The sequence below is a fragment of the Agrobacterium sp. SOY23 genome (assembly GCF_027212525.1).
Taxonomy (GTDB): domain Bacteria; phylum Pseudomonadota; class Alphaproteobacteria; order Rhizobiales; family Rhizobiaceae; genus Agrobacterium; species Agrobacterium tumefaciens_I.
Window position 1 is genome coordinate 418,995 of record NZ_JAPWDT010000003.1, and the last position, 14,277, is coordinate 433,271.

General features: G+C 61.0%; 10 protein-coding genes. 4 read left to right on the forward strand and 6 right to left on the reverse strand.

The window, feature by feature from the left end:
- Nucleotide 1: 1 nt before the first annotated feature.
- Genes O3S81_RS10765 through O3S81_RS10785 form a run of 5 tightly spaced genes read right to left on the reverse strand, consistent with a single transcriptional unit; the run spans nucleotide 2 to nucleotide 5,020 of the window.
- A complete protein-coding gene (locus O3S81_RS10765; protein WP_269343019.1) occupies nucleotides 2-787 on the reverse strand; it encodes an ABC transporter ATP-binding protein in 786 nt (261 codons plus the stop codon).
- Nucleotides 784-1,587: an ABC transporter ATP-binding protein gene (locus O3S81_RS10770; RefSeq protein ID WP_269343021.1), complete on the reverse strand. Its 804-nt coding sequence runs from the start codon at nucleotides 1,585-1,587 to the stop codon at nucleotides 784-786. Before O3S81_RS10770 ends, O3S81_RS10765 begins: the two co-directional genes overlap by 4 nt.
- Nucleotides 1,584-2,414 (reverse strand): ABC transporter permease, encoded by an 831-nt coding sequence (locus tag O3S81_RS10775; RefSeq protein WP_269343022.1) that lies wholly within the window; start codon nucleotides 2,412-2,414, stop codon nucleotides 1,584-1,586. The genes O3S81_RS10770 and O3S81_RS10775 overlap by 4 nt, the downstream gene beginning before the upstream one ends.
- Nucleotides 2,411-3,400 carry an ABC transporter permease gene (locus O3S81_RS10780; RefSeq protein WP_269343024.1) on the reverse strand — a complete coding sequence of 330 codons (990 nt, stop codon included), beginning with the start codon at nucleotides 3,398-3,400 and terminating at the stop codon, nucleotides 2,411-2,413. Before O3S81_RS10780 ends, O3S81_RS10775 begins: the two co-directional genes overlap by 4 nt.
- A gap of 9 nt (nucleotides 3,401-3,409) precedes the next feature.
- Nucleotides 3,410-5,020 (reverse strand): ABC transporter substrate-binding protein, encoded by a 1,611-nt coding sequence (locus O3S81_RS10785; RefSeq protein ID WP_269343026.1) that lies wholly within the window; start codon nucleotides 5,018-5,020, stop codon nucleotides 3,410-3,412.
- 516 nt (nucleotides 5,021-5,536) lie between these two features.
- On the opposite strand from O3S81_RS10785, the gene O3S81_RS10790 reads away from it, so the two are divergent.
- Entirely contained in the window at nucleotides 5,537-8,245 is a 2,709-nt protein-coding gene (locus O3S81_RS10790; protein WP_269343027.1) for a DNA translocase FtsK, read from the forward strand.
- 322 nt (nucleotides 8,246-8,567) lie between these two features.
- Nucleotides 8,568-9,644 carry an Ldh family oxidoreductase gene (locus O3S81_RS10795; RefSeq protein WP_269343028.1) on the forward strand — a complete coding sequence of 359 codons (1,077 nt, stop codon included), beginning with the start codon at nucleotides 8,568-8,570 and terminating at the stop codon, nucleotides 9,642-9,644.
- A 30-nt stretch (nucleotides 9,645-9,674) separates the two neighbouring features.
- Here the strand turns inward: O3S81_RS10795 and O3S81_RS10800 are convergent, their stop codons facing one another.
- The gene (locus O3S81_RS10800) at nucleotides 9,675-11,669 is read right to left on the reverse strand and encodes a putative bifunctional diguanylate cyclase/phosphodiesterase (RefSeq protein ID WP_269343029.1); all 1,995 of its coding nucleotides are present in this window, start codon (nucleotides 11,667-11,669) and stop codon (nucleotides 9,675-9,677) included.
- Between the two features lie 294 nt (nucleotides 11,670-11,963).
- Between O3S81_RS10800 and O3S81_RS10805 the strand changes: the two genes are divergently transcribed.
- Together O3S81_RS10805 and O3S81_RS10810 are read left to right on the forward strand one after the other, a co-directional pair.
- Nucleotides 11,964-13,031, forward strand: a complete 1,068-nt coding sequence (locus O3S81_RS10805; RefSeq protein WP_442864903.1) for a class I SAM-dependent methyltransferase — start codon at nucleotides 11,964-11,966, stop codon at nucleotides 13,029-13,031.
- 312 nt (nucleotides 13,032-13,343) lie between these two features.
- Nucleotides 13,344-14,168 carry a bifunctional allantoicase/(S)-ureidoglycine aminohydrolase gene (locus O3S81_RS10810; RefSeq protein WP_269343031.1) on the forward strand — a complete coding sequence of 275 codons (825 nt, stop codon included), beginning with the start codon at nucleotides 13,344-13,346 and terminating at the stop codon, nucleotides 14,166-14,168.
- Nucleotides 14,169-14,277 lie beyond the last annotated feature (109 nt).

Consider the following 14,277-nt stretch of genomic DNA (forward strand, 5'->3'; position numbering starts at 1 on the left):
CTTATCCTTGCGTGGTGACGGTCAGCCGCGGCGCGGCCTCGATCAGGGTTCTGGCGGTCGAGGATTGTGGTGCGGCAACGATATTTGCGGTCCTGCCGATTTCGACGATCCGCCCCGCCTCCATGATGGCGACGCGGTGGCAGACGGCGCGGATGACCGCGAGATCATGGGAAACGAAAATACAGGAAACCGCCGTTTCTCGCTGTATTTCCACCAGCAGTTCGAGGATTTGCCGGCGTACCGAAACATCGAGCGCCGATACGGCTTCATCCAGAATGAGAAGCGACGGTTTGAGCGCGATGGCGCGTGCGATCGCGACACGTTGCCTCTGGCCGCCGGAAAGCTCGAAGACCGAACGGCCGGCATAGGCGGCGGGCAGGCCGACGCGGTCGAGAAGGCGGCGGATTTCCGCTGCGCATTCGCGTCTTTCGACAATGCGATGGATGCGCAGCGGCTCGCTTATGGCGTCCTCGACACTGGCACGCGGATTGAACGCGCCATGCGTATCCTGAAACACCATCTGCATCTGCCGCCGTGCCGCGCGCAACTCAGTGCCGTCAAGCGCCAGCCAGTCGCGGCCATCGAAATGGACGGTTCCCGCATCGGCTGGGATCAGCCGCATCAGAACGCGCGCCAGCGTCGATTTCCCGCAGCCGGAGGGGCCAGCAAGGCCCAGCGTTTCGCCGGGCTGAAGCGAAAAGGAGATTTCGGAAAGCGCCGAAACCGTTCTTGCGCCGGTGCGATAGGTCTTCGACAGTCCGTCAACGTTCAGAAGGGCTTCGTTCATGACGCGGCCTCGCTGATGAGCGGTGGCGTGGAGAGATCGAGATAATCGGCAAGCAGCGCGCGCGTATACTCATGGGCGGGCGCGGAAAGCACACTCCGCGTCGGTCCGTGCTCCACCAGCTGTCCAGCGCGCAGAACCGCGATCTCGTCGGCAAGGCTGGAGGCAAGGCCGATATCATGGGTAATGAAGACCAGCGTTCTGTTTCCCTCGCGCACCAGGTTATCCAGCAGCGCGGCGATGGCTGCCTGGGTCACCGTGTCCAGCGCGCTCGTCGCCTCGTCGGCGATCAGGATCGTGGGGTTGGCGGCAATGGCGGCGGCAATCGCCACGCGCTGCCTTTGCCCGCCGGAAAGCTGATGCGGATAGACGGCAAGCAGATGGGAAGGATGCGGCAGCCGCACCCGTTCCAGAAGGTCGCGGGCAAGATCGCGCGCCTGCCTCCAGGAAAGGCCGAGATGCTGTACGGCACCTTCCGCCACCTGTTCGCCGATCGTCAGAACCGGGTTCAGTGTCGCGCCGGTGTCCTGAAAGATCGTGCCGATATCGCGCCCCGGCATTGGCCTGCCGGCGAAGAGGCCGCTGTCGCGGCTCCAGGAGATATCGCCTGAAACCCGCGCGCTTCCGGGAAGAAGCCCGGCGATTGCCTTGCCGAGCGTGGATTTTCCCGAGCCGCTTTCACCGATGATCGCCAGTCTCTGCCCCTGCCTGATCGTCAGCGAAATATCCCGCAGCGCCGGTGCTGCGCTTGCCGCATAGCGAACGTGGAGATCGTCGATCCGGCAAAGGGCCTTGCCGCTCATTGCGTTTGCCTCCTCGTTGCCATCGCCCGATTGACGCCTTCGCCGAGAAGATAGACGCCGAGAACCGTGACCAGCAGGCCGATGCCGGGAATGACGGATAAAAACGCCGCAGAACGCAGGACATTGCGTCCTTCCGCGATCATCGAACCCCAGGTGACGATATTCGGATCACCAAGCCCGAGGAAGGACAATGCGGCTTCGGTGAGGATGGCGGCGGCGACGATGATGGCGGCGAGCGCCAGAACAGGCGGCAGCGCATTGGGCAATATTTGCCGGAACGCGATTTCCAGCGGATGCATGCCGATGGCGCGGGCGGATTGCACATAGTCGCGCTCGCGAATGCTCAAGACCTGCGCCCGCATCAGCCGCGCCGGATCCGCCCATGCGCCAAGCGCAATGGCGAGGATGACGATGGGCATGGAGGGGCCGATGGTGCTGACGAAGGCGAGCGCGAGCAGGAAATTCGGCACGATCTGGAAGGCGTCGGTGACGCGCATCAGCGCCTCGTCCACGAGGCCACCGGCAAATCCAGCAATCGTGCCGATGACGGTGCCGATCATCAGCGCGGCGGCGGCGGCACCCATGCCGACGAGCAGGGATGCCTGCGCGCCATGGGCAAGTTCTGCCAGCACGTCGCGGCCCAGCCGGTCAGTGCCGAGCGGCAGGGCCGCATTCGTAAAGGGTGCAATCAATGGTTCGCCGACGATGGCGAGCGGGTCGCCCGGAAAAACAAGGGGAGCGGCAAACGCCGTTGCTGCAAGCAGCGCCAGAATGATGACGCCCGCAGCACCTTCGAAACTGCGCAGGAGCCGGAAAACGAAACTCATGCCTCTTGCTCCCCGCTGCCGATGCGCGGATCGAGCACGGCATAGAGGATGTCGACGGCGAGATTGACGAGGATGACGAAGACGGCGCTGGTCAGGATGATGCCCATCAAAAGCGGTGTGTCGCGGCCGCTGACGGCCTCCTGCGCCAGCCGGCCGAAACCGGGAATGGCAAAGACACTTTCAATCACCACGCTGCCGCCCAGCATGGTTGCGGCCTGCAGGCCGAGCACGGTGACGAGCGGCAGCGCGGCATTGCGGGCGACATGGCGCAGCACGATCCGTCGTTTCGAAAGCCCCTTGGCCTTGGCGAAAAGCACGAAATCCAGCGGCCAGATCGCCGCCATAGCGGTGCGCATGACGCGCAGGAAAAGCGCCATATAGATCAGCCCGAGACTGGCGACGGGCAGCACGAGATGGCGGGCAACATCCAGCGCCCTTGCAAATCCCTGCTTGCCCGATGCTATGGTTTCGATGCCGGAGGTGGGCAGCCACTTCAGTTGTACGGCAAAGACGATGGCGAGAACGAGGCCGAGCCAGAAGCCCGGCGTAGCATAAAGCGTGAGCGACAGCGTGGAGAGCACACGGTCCGTCAGCCCGCCGGGGCGCGCGCCGGCGATGATGCCGAGCGCGGTGCCGAGGATGAAGGCGAGCGCCGTGGCGCTGCCCATCAGGAGAAGCGTGTTCGGCAGCCGCTCGAGGATCAGCCCCAGCACCGGCCGGTCGAAGGCGAGTGACCAGCCAAGATCGAGCCGTAGCACCGAGCTGGCATAGAGCCAGAAACGGGCAAACATCGAACCGTTCAGGCCATATTGCTCGCGCAACACATCCCTGAGCCCGGCATCGCCGCCGCCGATGGAGACCAGATAGGCATCCACGGCGTCTCCAGATGCATTTTCAAGCAGCACGAAGGTGAAGATGAGAACGATCAGCAGCACCGGAATGGCGCTGACTGCCCTTCGCTTCAGCAATGTCGCTGCGCGTTTCACGACGTGTCCTCAGGTGTCGACCGCCGTATCCGCCCAGTTGGAAACGGCCCAGCGGGGATTGCTGGCGACATGTTTGACCGTATCGCGCGCCACCGTGATGAAGCCCCATTCGGCGACATTGATCAGCGGCAGATCGGCGGCGACCTGTTTCTGGAAATCCCTGTAGAGCGCCGTGCGCGCCGCCGTGTCCACCGTCACTGCCGCCTTGTCGATCAAGTCGTCCAGCGCCTTGTTTTCGTAACCGCCCTGATTGGAGAAGCCGACACCGGCCGGAATACCGGAACGCACGAGAATGGTGGTGGAAATCGCCGGATCGCCGCGGAAGACCGGCGGCGCGATGGCAAGATCGAAGGCATGATCGGTATAAACGGCCTTCTGGTGCGCGGCGGAGTCATTATTGACCAGCTCGGCTTCGATGCCGATCTGCTGAAGCGCCTGACGAAGATAGGAACCGAACTGCTTGGTTTCGTTGAAATAGGGCGCCGGCAGAAGCTTCAGCGAAAAACGCGTTGCGTTCGCGCCGCGCGGATAACCCGCCTCGTCCAGCAGGGCGTTGGCCTTGGCCACATCGAAATCATAGGTCTCGACATCGTCGGTGTAAAATTCCGGCGCGTTCTTCGGCACCGGACCGGTGGATGCCGTGGCATAACCGAGGAAAACCTTGTCGATGACGAATTTTTTGTCGATGGCGTGGGCGATGGCTTTTCTCACCTTGAGATCGGCCAGTTCCTTGCGGCGATGGTTGATTTCCACGACGAGCTGATAGGTCAGCGCCTCGTAACCATCGGCAATCACCTTGATGCCCGGAACCTTGGAGATACGGTCAAGATCGGCCAGCGGCACGGCGGAAAAGGCGGCCAGCTGGATTTCCTCCGCTTCGAGCGCGGAGGCCGCGCCCGCCCGGTCCGGCAATACACGATAGATGATCTCTTCGAGCTGCGGCTCATCCTTCTTCCAGTAATTCGCATAGCGGGTCAGGCGATAATATTCACCGGGCTTATATTCGGCAAAGACGAAAGGCCCGGTGCCGACCGGTTTGGTATTGGCCGGATTGGTGGCGATATCGGTGCCTTCATAAAGATGTTTCGGCACGACGCTGGTGACGACCGGCAGCGCATTGCGGATGAGCTGGAACGGCGTGGGCTTGGAAAAGCGGAAGATGGCCGTGTGGTCATCAGGCGTTTCCACCTTTTCGAGATTGGCGAAGACCAGCCGGCCGAGATTTTGCAGCGGTTTCCAGACGGAAAGCGCCGAAAAGGCCACATCCGCCGAAGTGAATGGCTTGCCGTCATGCCAGGTCACGCCTTCGCGCAGTTTGAACGTGGCGCTCAAGCCGTCATCCGATCCCTGCCATTCGGTGGCAAGCCGTGGCTCCAGCCCGTCCTTGCCATTGAAGGAGGCTTCCGCCAGCGGCTCGATGATCTTGCTCGCGATGTAAAACACGCCGTTGGAGGCGACGATGGCCGGGTTGAGGTTCTTCGGTTCCGAATCGGCTGCGACGATCAGCCGTCCGCCCGATGCCGCCTGCTGGGCGGCCGCGATGCCCGCCAGTCCCGTGGTTGCGGCAAGAGCGAGCGTGGTCTTGAGAAGCGAACGGCGAGACAAGTGGACAGGCGACATGAATTCACTCCGGAAACGAGGGTGGGCGGGCCTTTCCGCGGGGCCGCGGCCTGCCCGATCTTAAGACTGCAACCTCGGCAGTGTCCACGTTAAATCACTGGCTTTACAGCAATGTTTTTACGTTGCGGGGCTGTTTGGAGAAACAGTATGCTTTACGCACAATCACCTCGCAGATTGCCGACAGCCATCCACGGCACGTGGCACCATCCTCTGCCTGTCCCGGGGAGAGCCAATCATGTATCGTAAAATCAATACGTTGCAGATGCTCTGGACAGGCTCGAGCATGACGGAGGAAGGTTTTCGGGCGTTGTCCTCAGGCTCGCGATCGGTTGGACCGCTTTCTTTCGGCGCACCGGTAAATATTCCGTCTCGAAAAATGGAATTAATAAAATAAAACAATTGCTTGATTTGATATCGCGCCGTTCGGTCGCAGGAAAATATGCCCCGGCGCCACGGTTTGGAAAGGGGTAATTAACCTTTATTTTCTATTTCAAAGGGACCGAAATATGTACGTTTATGATGAGTGTGCACGCTGCCATGAGCTTCTCCCGATCCAGATTCCAGAATTCGTCCAATAGCGTAGGGGAGGGGAGCGAGAAGGCTCGTCATGCCGGCGGCCACACCGCTGCCGGCCAGCAGACGGCGGCGATGAAGGCGGGTGTCGCACCCCGGCCGAATGCCGATATCAGTGCAGCCGACGCCATTGAAGGCCGCGCCGAGATGCCCGGTTGGCAGAATGCTTTCGTGCTCGGTCCTAATGTCCGTTTCACCCGCACGCCGGAAAGCGCCTTTGCCCGCCGCATGCCGGTTGAGACGCCCCATATTCCGGAAGAGGACATCACCACGGTCGCTCTGCCCGAAACGGCGGAGCCGGAGGCAATGGTGCAGCAGCAGACCGTGCCGCAGGAAGCCGTTTCCGCCTCCCAGCCAGCGGTGAAGCTGGCGGAGCAGCGCGTAGCGCCGCCGCGCATGCCATTTCTGCCGCAGCCGCCGGATGCGCGGGGTGCACGGGCACTGACCTATAAATTGCGGCTGGAGCTTGCCCGCAAGCAGGCGGAAGAGGCCGCCGCCGCGGCACAAATGCCGGCGCGGGCGGAAACTGCGATTGCCGTGGAGGCAGTTCCCCATCAGGTGTATTCGCCGGTTCAACCGCAAACCATCGTGCCGCTTGTCGATGCGGTTCAGGCCGTCATACCGCAGGCGACCATTCCCGCTTTCGCCGCCCATCTGCCGGATGAGCTGTTCTGGGAAGTGATGACGCTCGATCTGCCTGAAAGCGCTGGCGAAGGCGTGTCGGAGTCCGCGCGCGCCGTGCTTGCAAATTCCGTCGTTACCGCGCCTGTGGCTGTCGCGCCGGTTGCTCCCGCACAGCTCGCAGCCCCTGCCATCGTGCTTTCGGCCGAGCCGCCGGTCGTCACCGTGCCGGGCGGTTCCGCGATCAGGCTTTATCGTGAGATCGGTGTGCGTCATGCCGTTCTTCCTGCCGCCATGACGGTTCCCGAACAGGAAGTCGTGCCGCAGCCCGTGGCGGAAACGCCTGTGGTTGCCGAACTGCAGCAACCTGTGGAACAGGTTCAACCGGTGGAGAGAATTGCGGCCGAGCCGCGTTTCACCGCCCGCGCCCCCATTCAGGCCTCGCAGCCGATGTTCCGCGAAGCGCCCGTCTTTGCGGACGGGGAATATGAGTATCCCTCCATTGATCTTCTGCAGGAAGCCCGTGTCCAGCAGACCACGACCATGACGCCCGAAGCGCTGGAACAGAGTGCCGGGCTTCTCGAAAGCGTGCTGGAAGATTTCGGCATCAAGGGCGAAATCATCGATGTCCGTCCCGGTCCGGTGGTGACGCTTTACGAATTCGAACCTGCCCCCGGTGTGAAGTCTTCGCGCGTCATTGGTCTTTCGGATGATATCGCTCGCTCCATGTCGGCGCTGTCGGCGCGTGTCGCTGTCGTGCCCGGCCGCAATGTCATCGGCATCGAGCTGCCGAACCCGGTGCGCGAAACGGTCTATCTGCGCGAACTGATCGAAGCGACGGATTACAGCGAAACCCGCCAGAAACTCGCGCTCTGCCTCGGCAAGACCATCGGCGGCGAACCGGTTATCGCCGAACTGGCAAAGATGCCGCATCTGCTCGTCGCCGGCACCACCGGTTCCGGTAAGTCGGTCGCCATCAATACCATGATCCTGTCGCTGCTCTATCGTCTGAAGCCGGAAGAGTGCCGCCTCATCATGGTCGATCCGAAGATGCTCGAGCTTTCGGTCTATGACGGCATCCCGCATCTTCTGACGCCTGTGGTCACCGATCCGAAAAAGGCGGTCATGGCGCTGAAATGGGCCGTGCGCGAAATGGAAGACCGTTATCGCAAGATGTCGCGTCTCGGCGTGCGCAATATCGACGGTTATAATGCAAGGGCGGCAGCAGCCCGCGCCAAGGGCGAGACCGTATTCTGCAACGTGCAGACCGGCTTTGATCGCGCCACTGGCGAAGCGGTCTACGAGCAGGAGGAAATGGACCTCACGGCGATGCCTTACATCGTCGTCATCGTCGACGAGATGGCCGACCTGATGATGGTCGCCGGCAAGGAGATCGAAGGGGCGATCCAGCGTCTGGCGCAGATGGCGCGCGCCGCCGGCATCCACCTCATCATGGCTACCCAGCGTCCCTCGGTCGATGTCATCACCGGCACGATCAAGGCGAATTTCCCGACCCGCATCTCCTTCCAGGTGACCTCGAAGATCGACAGCCGTACCATCCTCGGCGAACAGGGCGCAGAGCATCTGCTCGGCCAGGGCGACATGCTGCACATGATGGGCGGCGGCCGCATCGCCCGTGTCCACGGCCCCTTCGTTTCCGATGAGGAAGTGGAAAAGGTTGTGGCGCATCTGAAGACGCAGGGTCGTCCGGAATATCTCGGCACCGTGACGGAAGACGCCGACGAGGGCGAAGAAGAGGCGGAAGAGGAAGCCGCCGTCTTCGACAAGACCGCCATGGGCGAGGATGACAGTGACGATCTTTATGAAAAGGCCGTCAAGGTGGTGATGCGCGACAAGAAGTGCTCCACCTCCTATATCCAGCGCCGCCTGTCCGTTGGTTATAACCGCGCTGCCTCGCTGGTCGAGCGCATGGAGCAGGAAGGCATCGTCGGTCCGGCCAACCATGTCGGCAAGCGCGCCATCATCGCCGGCGAGCGTGGTGCATACGACACCATGGCTGCGGACGATTGATCGTCGCATTGGCTTAAGGATGTTCGGAGTAACTAAGCTTCGAACATAGGGGCGCCGCCAGATGAATGGCGACATTTGCCAAATACGCCTCCGTGATCCTCGGGCTTACCCCGGGGATCTGCGATCGGCTGACGGTGTTGACGTGTTCGCAAGAACGCCCCGCATCTCGGAAATCTTCCCCCAAGCCCGGAATGACGGATGTAAGCGTGTACCGTATCCCGTTGCGTTTATCCGGTTTTTTCGCACGATACTCCATTGCAAAAACGCGCCCCGTGACTAGCCTGTGCCACACGGATTCTGGAATTGGGAGGATTTCCCCCTCATGTCACACAGCAATGAAAACATCACCGTTCTGGCAAGGCTTTCTGAGCTGGAGCGGTTTTGCCACGCCGTTTTCCTGGCCGTCGGTACCGATGAGGAAACAGCCGAGGCGGCGACCCGGGCGATGATGCATGGCACAAGGCTCGGTGTAGACAGCCACGGCGTTCGCCTGCTCGCGCATTATGTCACCGCACTTGAAGGCGGGCGCCTCAATCGGCGGCCGCAGATCAACCGCGTATCCGGCTTCGGCGCGGTGGAAACGCTCGATGCCGACCACGCCCATGGCGCCCGCGCCACCTATGCGGCCATGGAGAATGCCATGGCGCTTGCCGGGAAATTCGGTATCGGCGCGGTGGCGATCCGCAACTCCTCGCACTTCGGCCCCGCCGGGGCCTATGCGCTGGAAGCGGCCAGGCAGGGCTATATCGGCCTCGCCTTCTGCAATTCGGACAGTTTCGTGCGTTTGCATGATGGTGCCATGCGGTTCCATGGCACCAACCCCATCGCGGTCGGTGTGCCGGCGGTGGACGACATGCCCTGGCTTCTCGATATGGCCACCAGCGCCGTGCCCTATAATCGCGTCCTGCTTTACCGGAGCCTTGGCCAGCAACTGCCGCAGGGTGTTGCCTCGAATGGCGATGGCGTGGATACGCGCGATCCCAATGCCGTCGAGATGCTTGCCCCGGTCGGTGGCGAATTTGGTTTCAAGGGGGCGGCGCTGGCGGGCGTGGTCGAGATTTTCAGCGCGGTTCTCTCCGGCATGAAGCTCAGCTTCGATCTCGCCCCCATGGGCGGGCCTGATTTTTCGACGCCGCGCGGGCTCGGAGCCTTCGTCCTGGCGCTGAAGCCGGAGGCCTTCCTGGAACGCGACGTGTTTGATGAAGGGATGAAACGTTATCTCGAAGTGCTGCGGGGATCGCCGGCCCGGGACGATTGCAAGGTCATGGCGCCGGGCGACCGGGAATGGGCCGTGGCGGCAAAGCGGGAGAGGGAAGGTGCGCCTGTCGATCCCGTTACACGGGCCGCCTTCTCGGAGCTTGCGGCAAGATTCTCGATCACGCCACCCGCCTATCATTAAGGCGGCCGGCGGCTGGCCGCCATCGCAAGATCAGGCGGGGCGCAGCAGCATGTTGGGGCGCGGATAGGGCGTTGCCGCCGCGCCCAGCCTTTCGGCGACGACGGGACGGCCGATATAATAGCCCTGTGCGTAATCGATCTCCATCTGGCGCACGAGCCTCAATTGCTCCTCCGTCTCCACGCCTTCGATGAGGATCTTGTGGCCGCGATTGCGGATGAGGCGGATCATGTCCTGCAGCATTGCCCGGCCGCGCGGCGTGTTGCTGTCCTGCAGGAAGGAGCGGTCGATCTTGACGGTATCGAAATCCGTCATGCGCAGCCAGGAAAGGCCGGCGAAACCGGTTCCGAAATCATCCAGCCAGATATTGATGCCGAGCGTCTTCAGGTCGTTCAGGCAACGCAGCACGTCGGAATGCATTTCCATGTCGACGCCTTCGGTGATTTCGAAGGCGAGCCGGTTGCCGGCAATGCCTGCCTCCACGAGGATGGCGGCCACCGAGGTGGAGAAACCGGGGTTTTTCAGCTGCATGGGCGAGACGTTGACGCTGACGACAGCCACCCGGTCATCGGCCAGCAGCTGCTTGCAGACGGTCTTGATGGTCCACAGGCCCAGTTCCATGATTGTGCCGGTGCGCTCGGCAATCGGAATGAAGATGCCGGGTGAAACAGGGCTGCCGTCCAGCAGGCGAAGCCGCATCAGCGCTTCAACACCCGCCGTCTCGTTGGTCGAGATGTTGAGGATCGGCTGATAGACGAGGGAAACGAGGTTTTCCGCAATGGCGATCTTCAGCAGCGCGGCAATGTTCTCCGTCTCGTCGCTGGTCTGCGGGTCGTCGGGGTCGAACAGCTTCATGCAATTGCGGCCGTTGCCCTTGGCGATATAGAGCGCCCGGTCGGCTTCGTTGATGATCTTCTCCAGCTTGCCGTCCGGATTGGGGCGGGTGAAGGAGGCGCCGATGCTGACGGTGACGATGAAGGTGCCGTCCCGGCGCTGGTCATGGGCGAGCGACAGGTCTTCGACGGTGCGGCGGATCGTTTCGGCAAGCTCGCCCACCTGCTGCTTGGACTTGAACGGCGCCAGCACGATGAATTCCTCACCGCCATAACGGCCGATGGAGGCACCGTGGTCGGTGATCGCATCCTGCAGGGCGTTGCCCACCGTGACCAGGCATTTGTCGCCTTCCTGATGGCCGTAGCGGTCGTTGTATTTCTTGAAGAAATCGACGTCGATCAGAAAGACGGCGAAACCCTCTTCCTTCCTGCTCCAGTTGTCCCACAGGAGGCGCAGATGATGGTCAATCGCGCGGCGGTTCTGCAGGCCGGTCAGGGAATCGGTGTTGGAAAGCCGCAGCAGCGCCTGGCCCCGCTCATCCGCCGCCTTCTGCTGGGCCTTGGCCTCCAGCCCGTTGACGAAGACGTGGTAGCGTTCGCGGTTCAGGTTCCAGTTCACGTAAGACGTGAAGACGAAACAGGATATGTAGAAGGTGCCGAAAGCGAACTTATAGAAGGCATCCTCGGGAAACTGCGTCGCCGCCAGAAAATAGGTGACGAGAATGATGCCCGAAGACACCAGCGACAGATGGAAGCGGAACGTGAAGAACAGGTTGGCGCCCATCATGAAGATCGCCCCGAAAACCATGTAATAGGACATGTTTTCGATATTGTCGGTCAGCAGCGAAGGCAAAAGCCAGCCGATATATCCCATGACGAGAGCGGTCGCGCAGGTAAGATCGAGCGCTGCGGTGCTGGCGCCCCTGCGCAGCTGGATTTCCAGTGTCAGCAGCGATGACAGGACGACCGAGAAGCGTGCGAGAATGGTATAAAAAGCGACGTCGGGTATCAGAATGATGTCGGTCGCGGCAAACAGCAGATAGATGACAACAGCGGTCCACAGGCCCCGCCGGATTGAACCACGGCGGCTGCGCTCACCTTCCTGCTGGTAAAGGGCAAGAAGTTCATCAGAAAACCGGGAATCCGGCTGCCGATAGTCTTGCTGTCCACTCACCTCTCCCAATGTGTGCTTCATGCACTTTCCCATAGTGTTGCGTATACTTAATCAAGTAACTGCTTATTCCACTTTTCCGTGTGCTCTCGCACCCGGCGCGGGTTCCTGTCGACCTCTTCCATTGCGAGCGGAAAGCACAGAGAGGAAGAACGCATCATACGTTCGCAACATTAAGTTTCACTAAATCGCGTAGCCGCTTTTCCTCTGCCCACGAGTGTGACCAAAAAAATACGCTAATTCACTAATGTATCCCTACACCGCTGAAAAATCGAAAGCGAGTGGCCATCCGCCTCCCAGAAACGTATAGTTAACAATATGTTAATACTGGAGGCTGAAGTGAGGCGGGTAAAGAAGAGAATTCTGGACGGCGCAAGTTTGATCACCCCGGATACTGTCGCAAAAGAGATTTTTGCACGCAGAACGGAAACATTCGATGAGCAGTTCGCGGTTGCGAAAGCAGAAATCGCGCTCATTCTCGAATTGGCACAGCAGCAGTTCGACAATGGTGTTTCAGCACATGATGTAATACACAGAACGGCGGGCGCGCTGCATGCTCTGCGCGAAAAGCTCCACTCCAGCGTGTGGGCTGAACTGATCCCCCTGGTGCAGAATCACTCCGTGTCGCACTATTTTCTGGAGGATCCGTTCACGCGCTGGTCCTTCGAAAAGCCACGCGGTTATTCCGGCGACGCGCAACTGCTCGACTTCATCTACGGCCACAACAGCGTCGCCGAGCTGGTGAACAGGGCCACGCCGCTTGGTGCGGCCCTTTACGATTATACGAAGGATGCTAGTTCGTCGGTCGCGGTGCGCGAGCGGCGGGATCTGCTGACGCGCTTCGTTGACGAGGCTGCGGTCCGGCATGGCGAGGAGACGGAAATCCTCACCATCGCCTCCGGCCATTTGCGCGAGGCGGATGCGTCCGTGGCGCTGAAAGAGGGCAGGATCAAGCGCTGGGTGGCGCTCGATCAGGATCCGCTCAGCGTCGGTTCCGTTGCCCGGGATTTCGCCGGCAGCGGCGTCGAGGCGATCGATGGGTCCGTGCGCGATATCGTCCTGCGCACACAGGAGCTCGGCACCTTCGATCTCATCTATGCGGCGGGCCTCTATGATTATCTGAACGACCGCGTGGCGATCAAGCTGACGCGGCGCTGCATGGAGATGCTGAAACCCGGCGGCATGTTCCTCTTCGCCAATTTCTCCGAAGATATCGTCGTCGACGGCTACATGGAAACCTTCATGAACTGGGCGCTGCTCCTGCGCTCCAAGGCGGACATGTGGCGGATCGTCAATGCCAGCGCCGATCCTTCCAGCATCGAGGCGGAAGTGTTTTTCGGCGAGAACCACAATATCGTCTACGCGACGATGCGGAAAAAGGGCTGAGACAGAAAGTTTCGCCTGATATTCGTTCACAGGGAGCGAGTGGGTGCCTCTTTCGCCTTCTCCCCGCCGGGGAGAGGGTCGCGGCAGCGGGATGAGGGGGCTCGCTCCCCGCATACCTCTGCCGTAGTCCCCCTCATCCGACCCTTCGGGCCACCTTTTCTCCGGCGGGAAGAAGAAATACGCTGGGATGTCGCGCCCGATGTCGTTGTCGTCGCGACTTCCCATCAGAACGCGTCTGCCTCTCCCCAATAACCATTTGATTAAACCCCGCCTCAGCCTTAAGAATCCGCGCCGAATGCGTTGCAGAATGGAATGGCTGAGATGAAGAGATATTATTCGGATATGGGCGGTCTGCCGGGACAGACGGAACTGCTGTCGAGCAAGGCGGTGTTCAAGACCGCCTATGCGGTCATCCCCAAGACCGTCATGTCCGATATCGTGACGAGCGTGCTGCCGCACTGGACCGGCACGCGGGCCTGGATCATCGCCCGGCCGATGACCGGTTTTTCCGAGACCTTCGCGCAATATATCGTTGAAGTGCAGCCGGGCGGCGGCAGTGAGCGGCCGGAGCCGGACGAAAGGGCGCAAGCGGCGATCTTCGTCGTGGAAGGCGAGATGACGGTGATATTCGAAGGCGCGCAGCATGCCCTGCGGGAAGGGTCCTTTGCCTTCCTGCCGGCCGGCGCGCGCTGGCAGGTCAGGAATTCCGGCAAGGCGCCCGTCAAGTTCCATTGGGTTCGCAAGGTGTTTCAGGCAGTCGATGGTCTGGAGCCGCCGCCGGCAATCTTCACGCATGAGGACGAGAACACCCTGTCACCCATGCCGGATACGGATGGCAAATGGGCGACGACCCGGTTCATCGATCCGGAAGACGTGCGTTACGACATGCATCTCAACATAGTTACCTTCGAGCCCGGCGCGACCATTCCCTTCATGGAAACCCATGTGATGGAACACGGTCTTTATGTGCTGGAAGGCAAGGCCGTCTACCGGCTCAACGAAGACTGGGTGGAAGTGCAGGCGGGCGATTTCATGTGGCTGCGCGCCTATTGCCCGCAGGCCTGTTATGCGGGCGGGCCCGGCCGGTTCCGTTACCTGCTCTACAAGGATGTGAACCGGCACGTGAAGCTCTGGTAAGAGGCCTCCACGCTTCAAACCCGTGAATTATCGCGCAATCCGGGGGTTTGCGCGATAAATGCTTGCGTTAAATCGAATATCCCTAATAAATCCGGTTATGCGGACGGCT

Bases quoted from the DNA above. Each gene is read 5' to 3' on its own strand.
- O3S81_RS10765 (WP_269343019.1), bottom strand. From the start codon at position 787: ATGAACGAAGCCCTTCTGAACGTTGACGGACTGTCGAAGACCTATCGC.
- O3S81_RS10770 (WP_269343021.1), bottom strand. From the start codon at position 1,587: ATGAGCGGCAAGGCCCTTTGCCGGATCGACGATCTCCACGTTCGCTAT.
- O3S81_RS10775 (WP_269343022.1), bottom strand. From the start codon at position 2,414: ATGAGTTTCGTTTTCCGGCTCCTGCGCAGTTTCGAAGGTGCTGCGGGC.
- O3S81_RS10785 (WP_269343026.1), bottom strand. From the start codon at position 5,020: ATGTCGCCTGTCCACTTGTCTCGCCGTTCGCTTCTCAAGACCACGCTC.
- O3S81_RS10790 (WP_269343027.1), top strand. From the start codon at position 5,537: ATGATGAGTGTGCACGCTGCCATGAGCTTCTCCCGATCCAGATTCCAG.
- O3S81_RS10795 (WP_269343028.1), top strand. From the start codon at position 8,568: ATGTCACACAGCAATGAAAACATCACCGTTCTGGCAAGGCTTTCTGAG.
- O3S81_RS10800 (WP_269343029.1), bottom strand. From the start codon at position 11,669: ATGAAGCACACATTGGGAGAGGTGAGTGGACAGCAAGACTATCGGCAG.
- O3S81_RS10805 (WP_442864903.1), top strand. From the start codon at position 11,964: ATGTTAATACTGGAGGCTGAAGTGAGGCGGGTAAAGAAGAGAATTCTG.
- O3S81_RS10810 (WP_269343031.1), top strand. From the start codon at position 13,344: ATGGCTGAGATGAAGAGATATTATTCGGATATGGGCGGTCTGCCGGGA.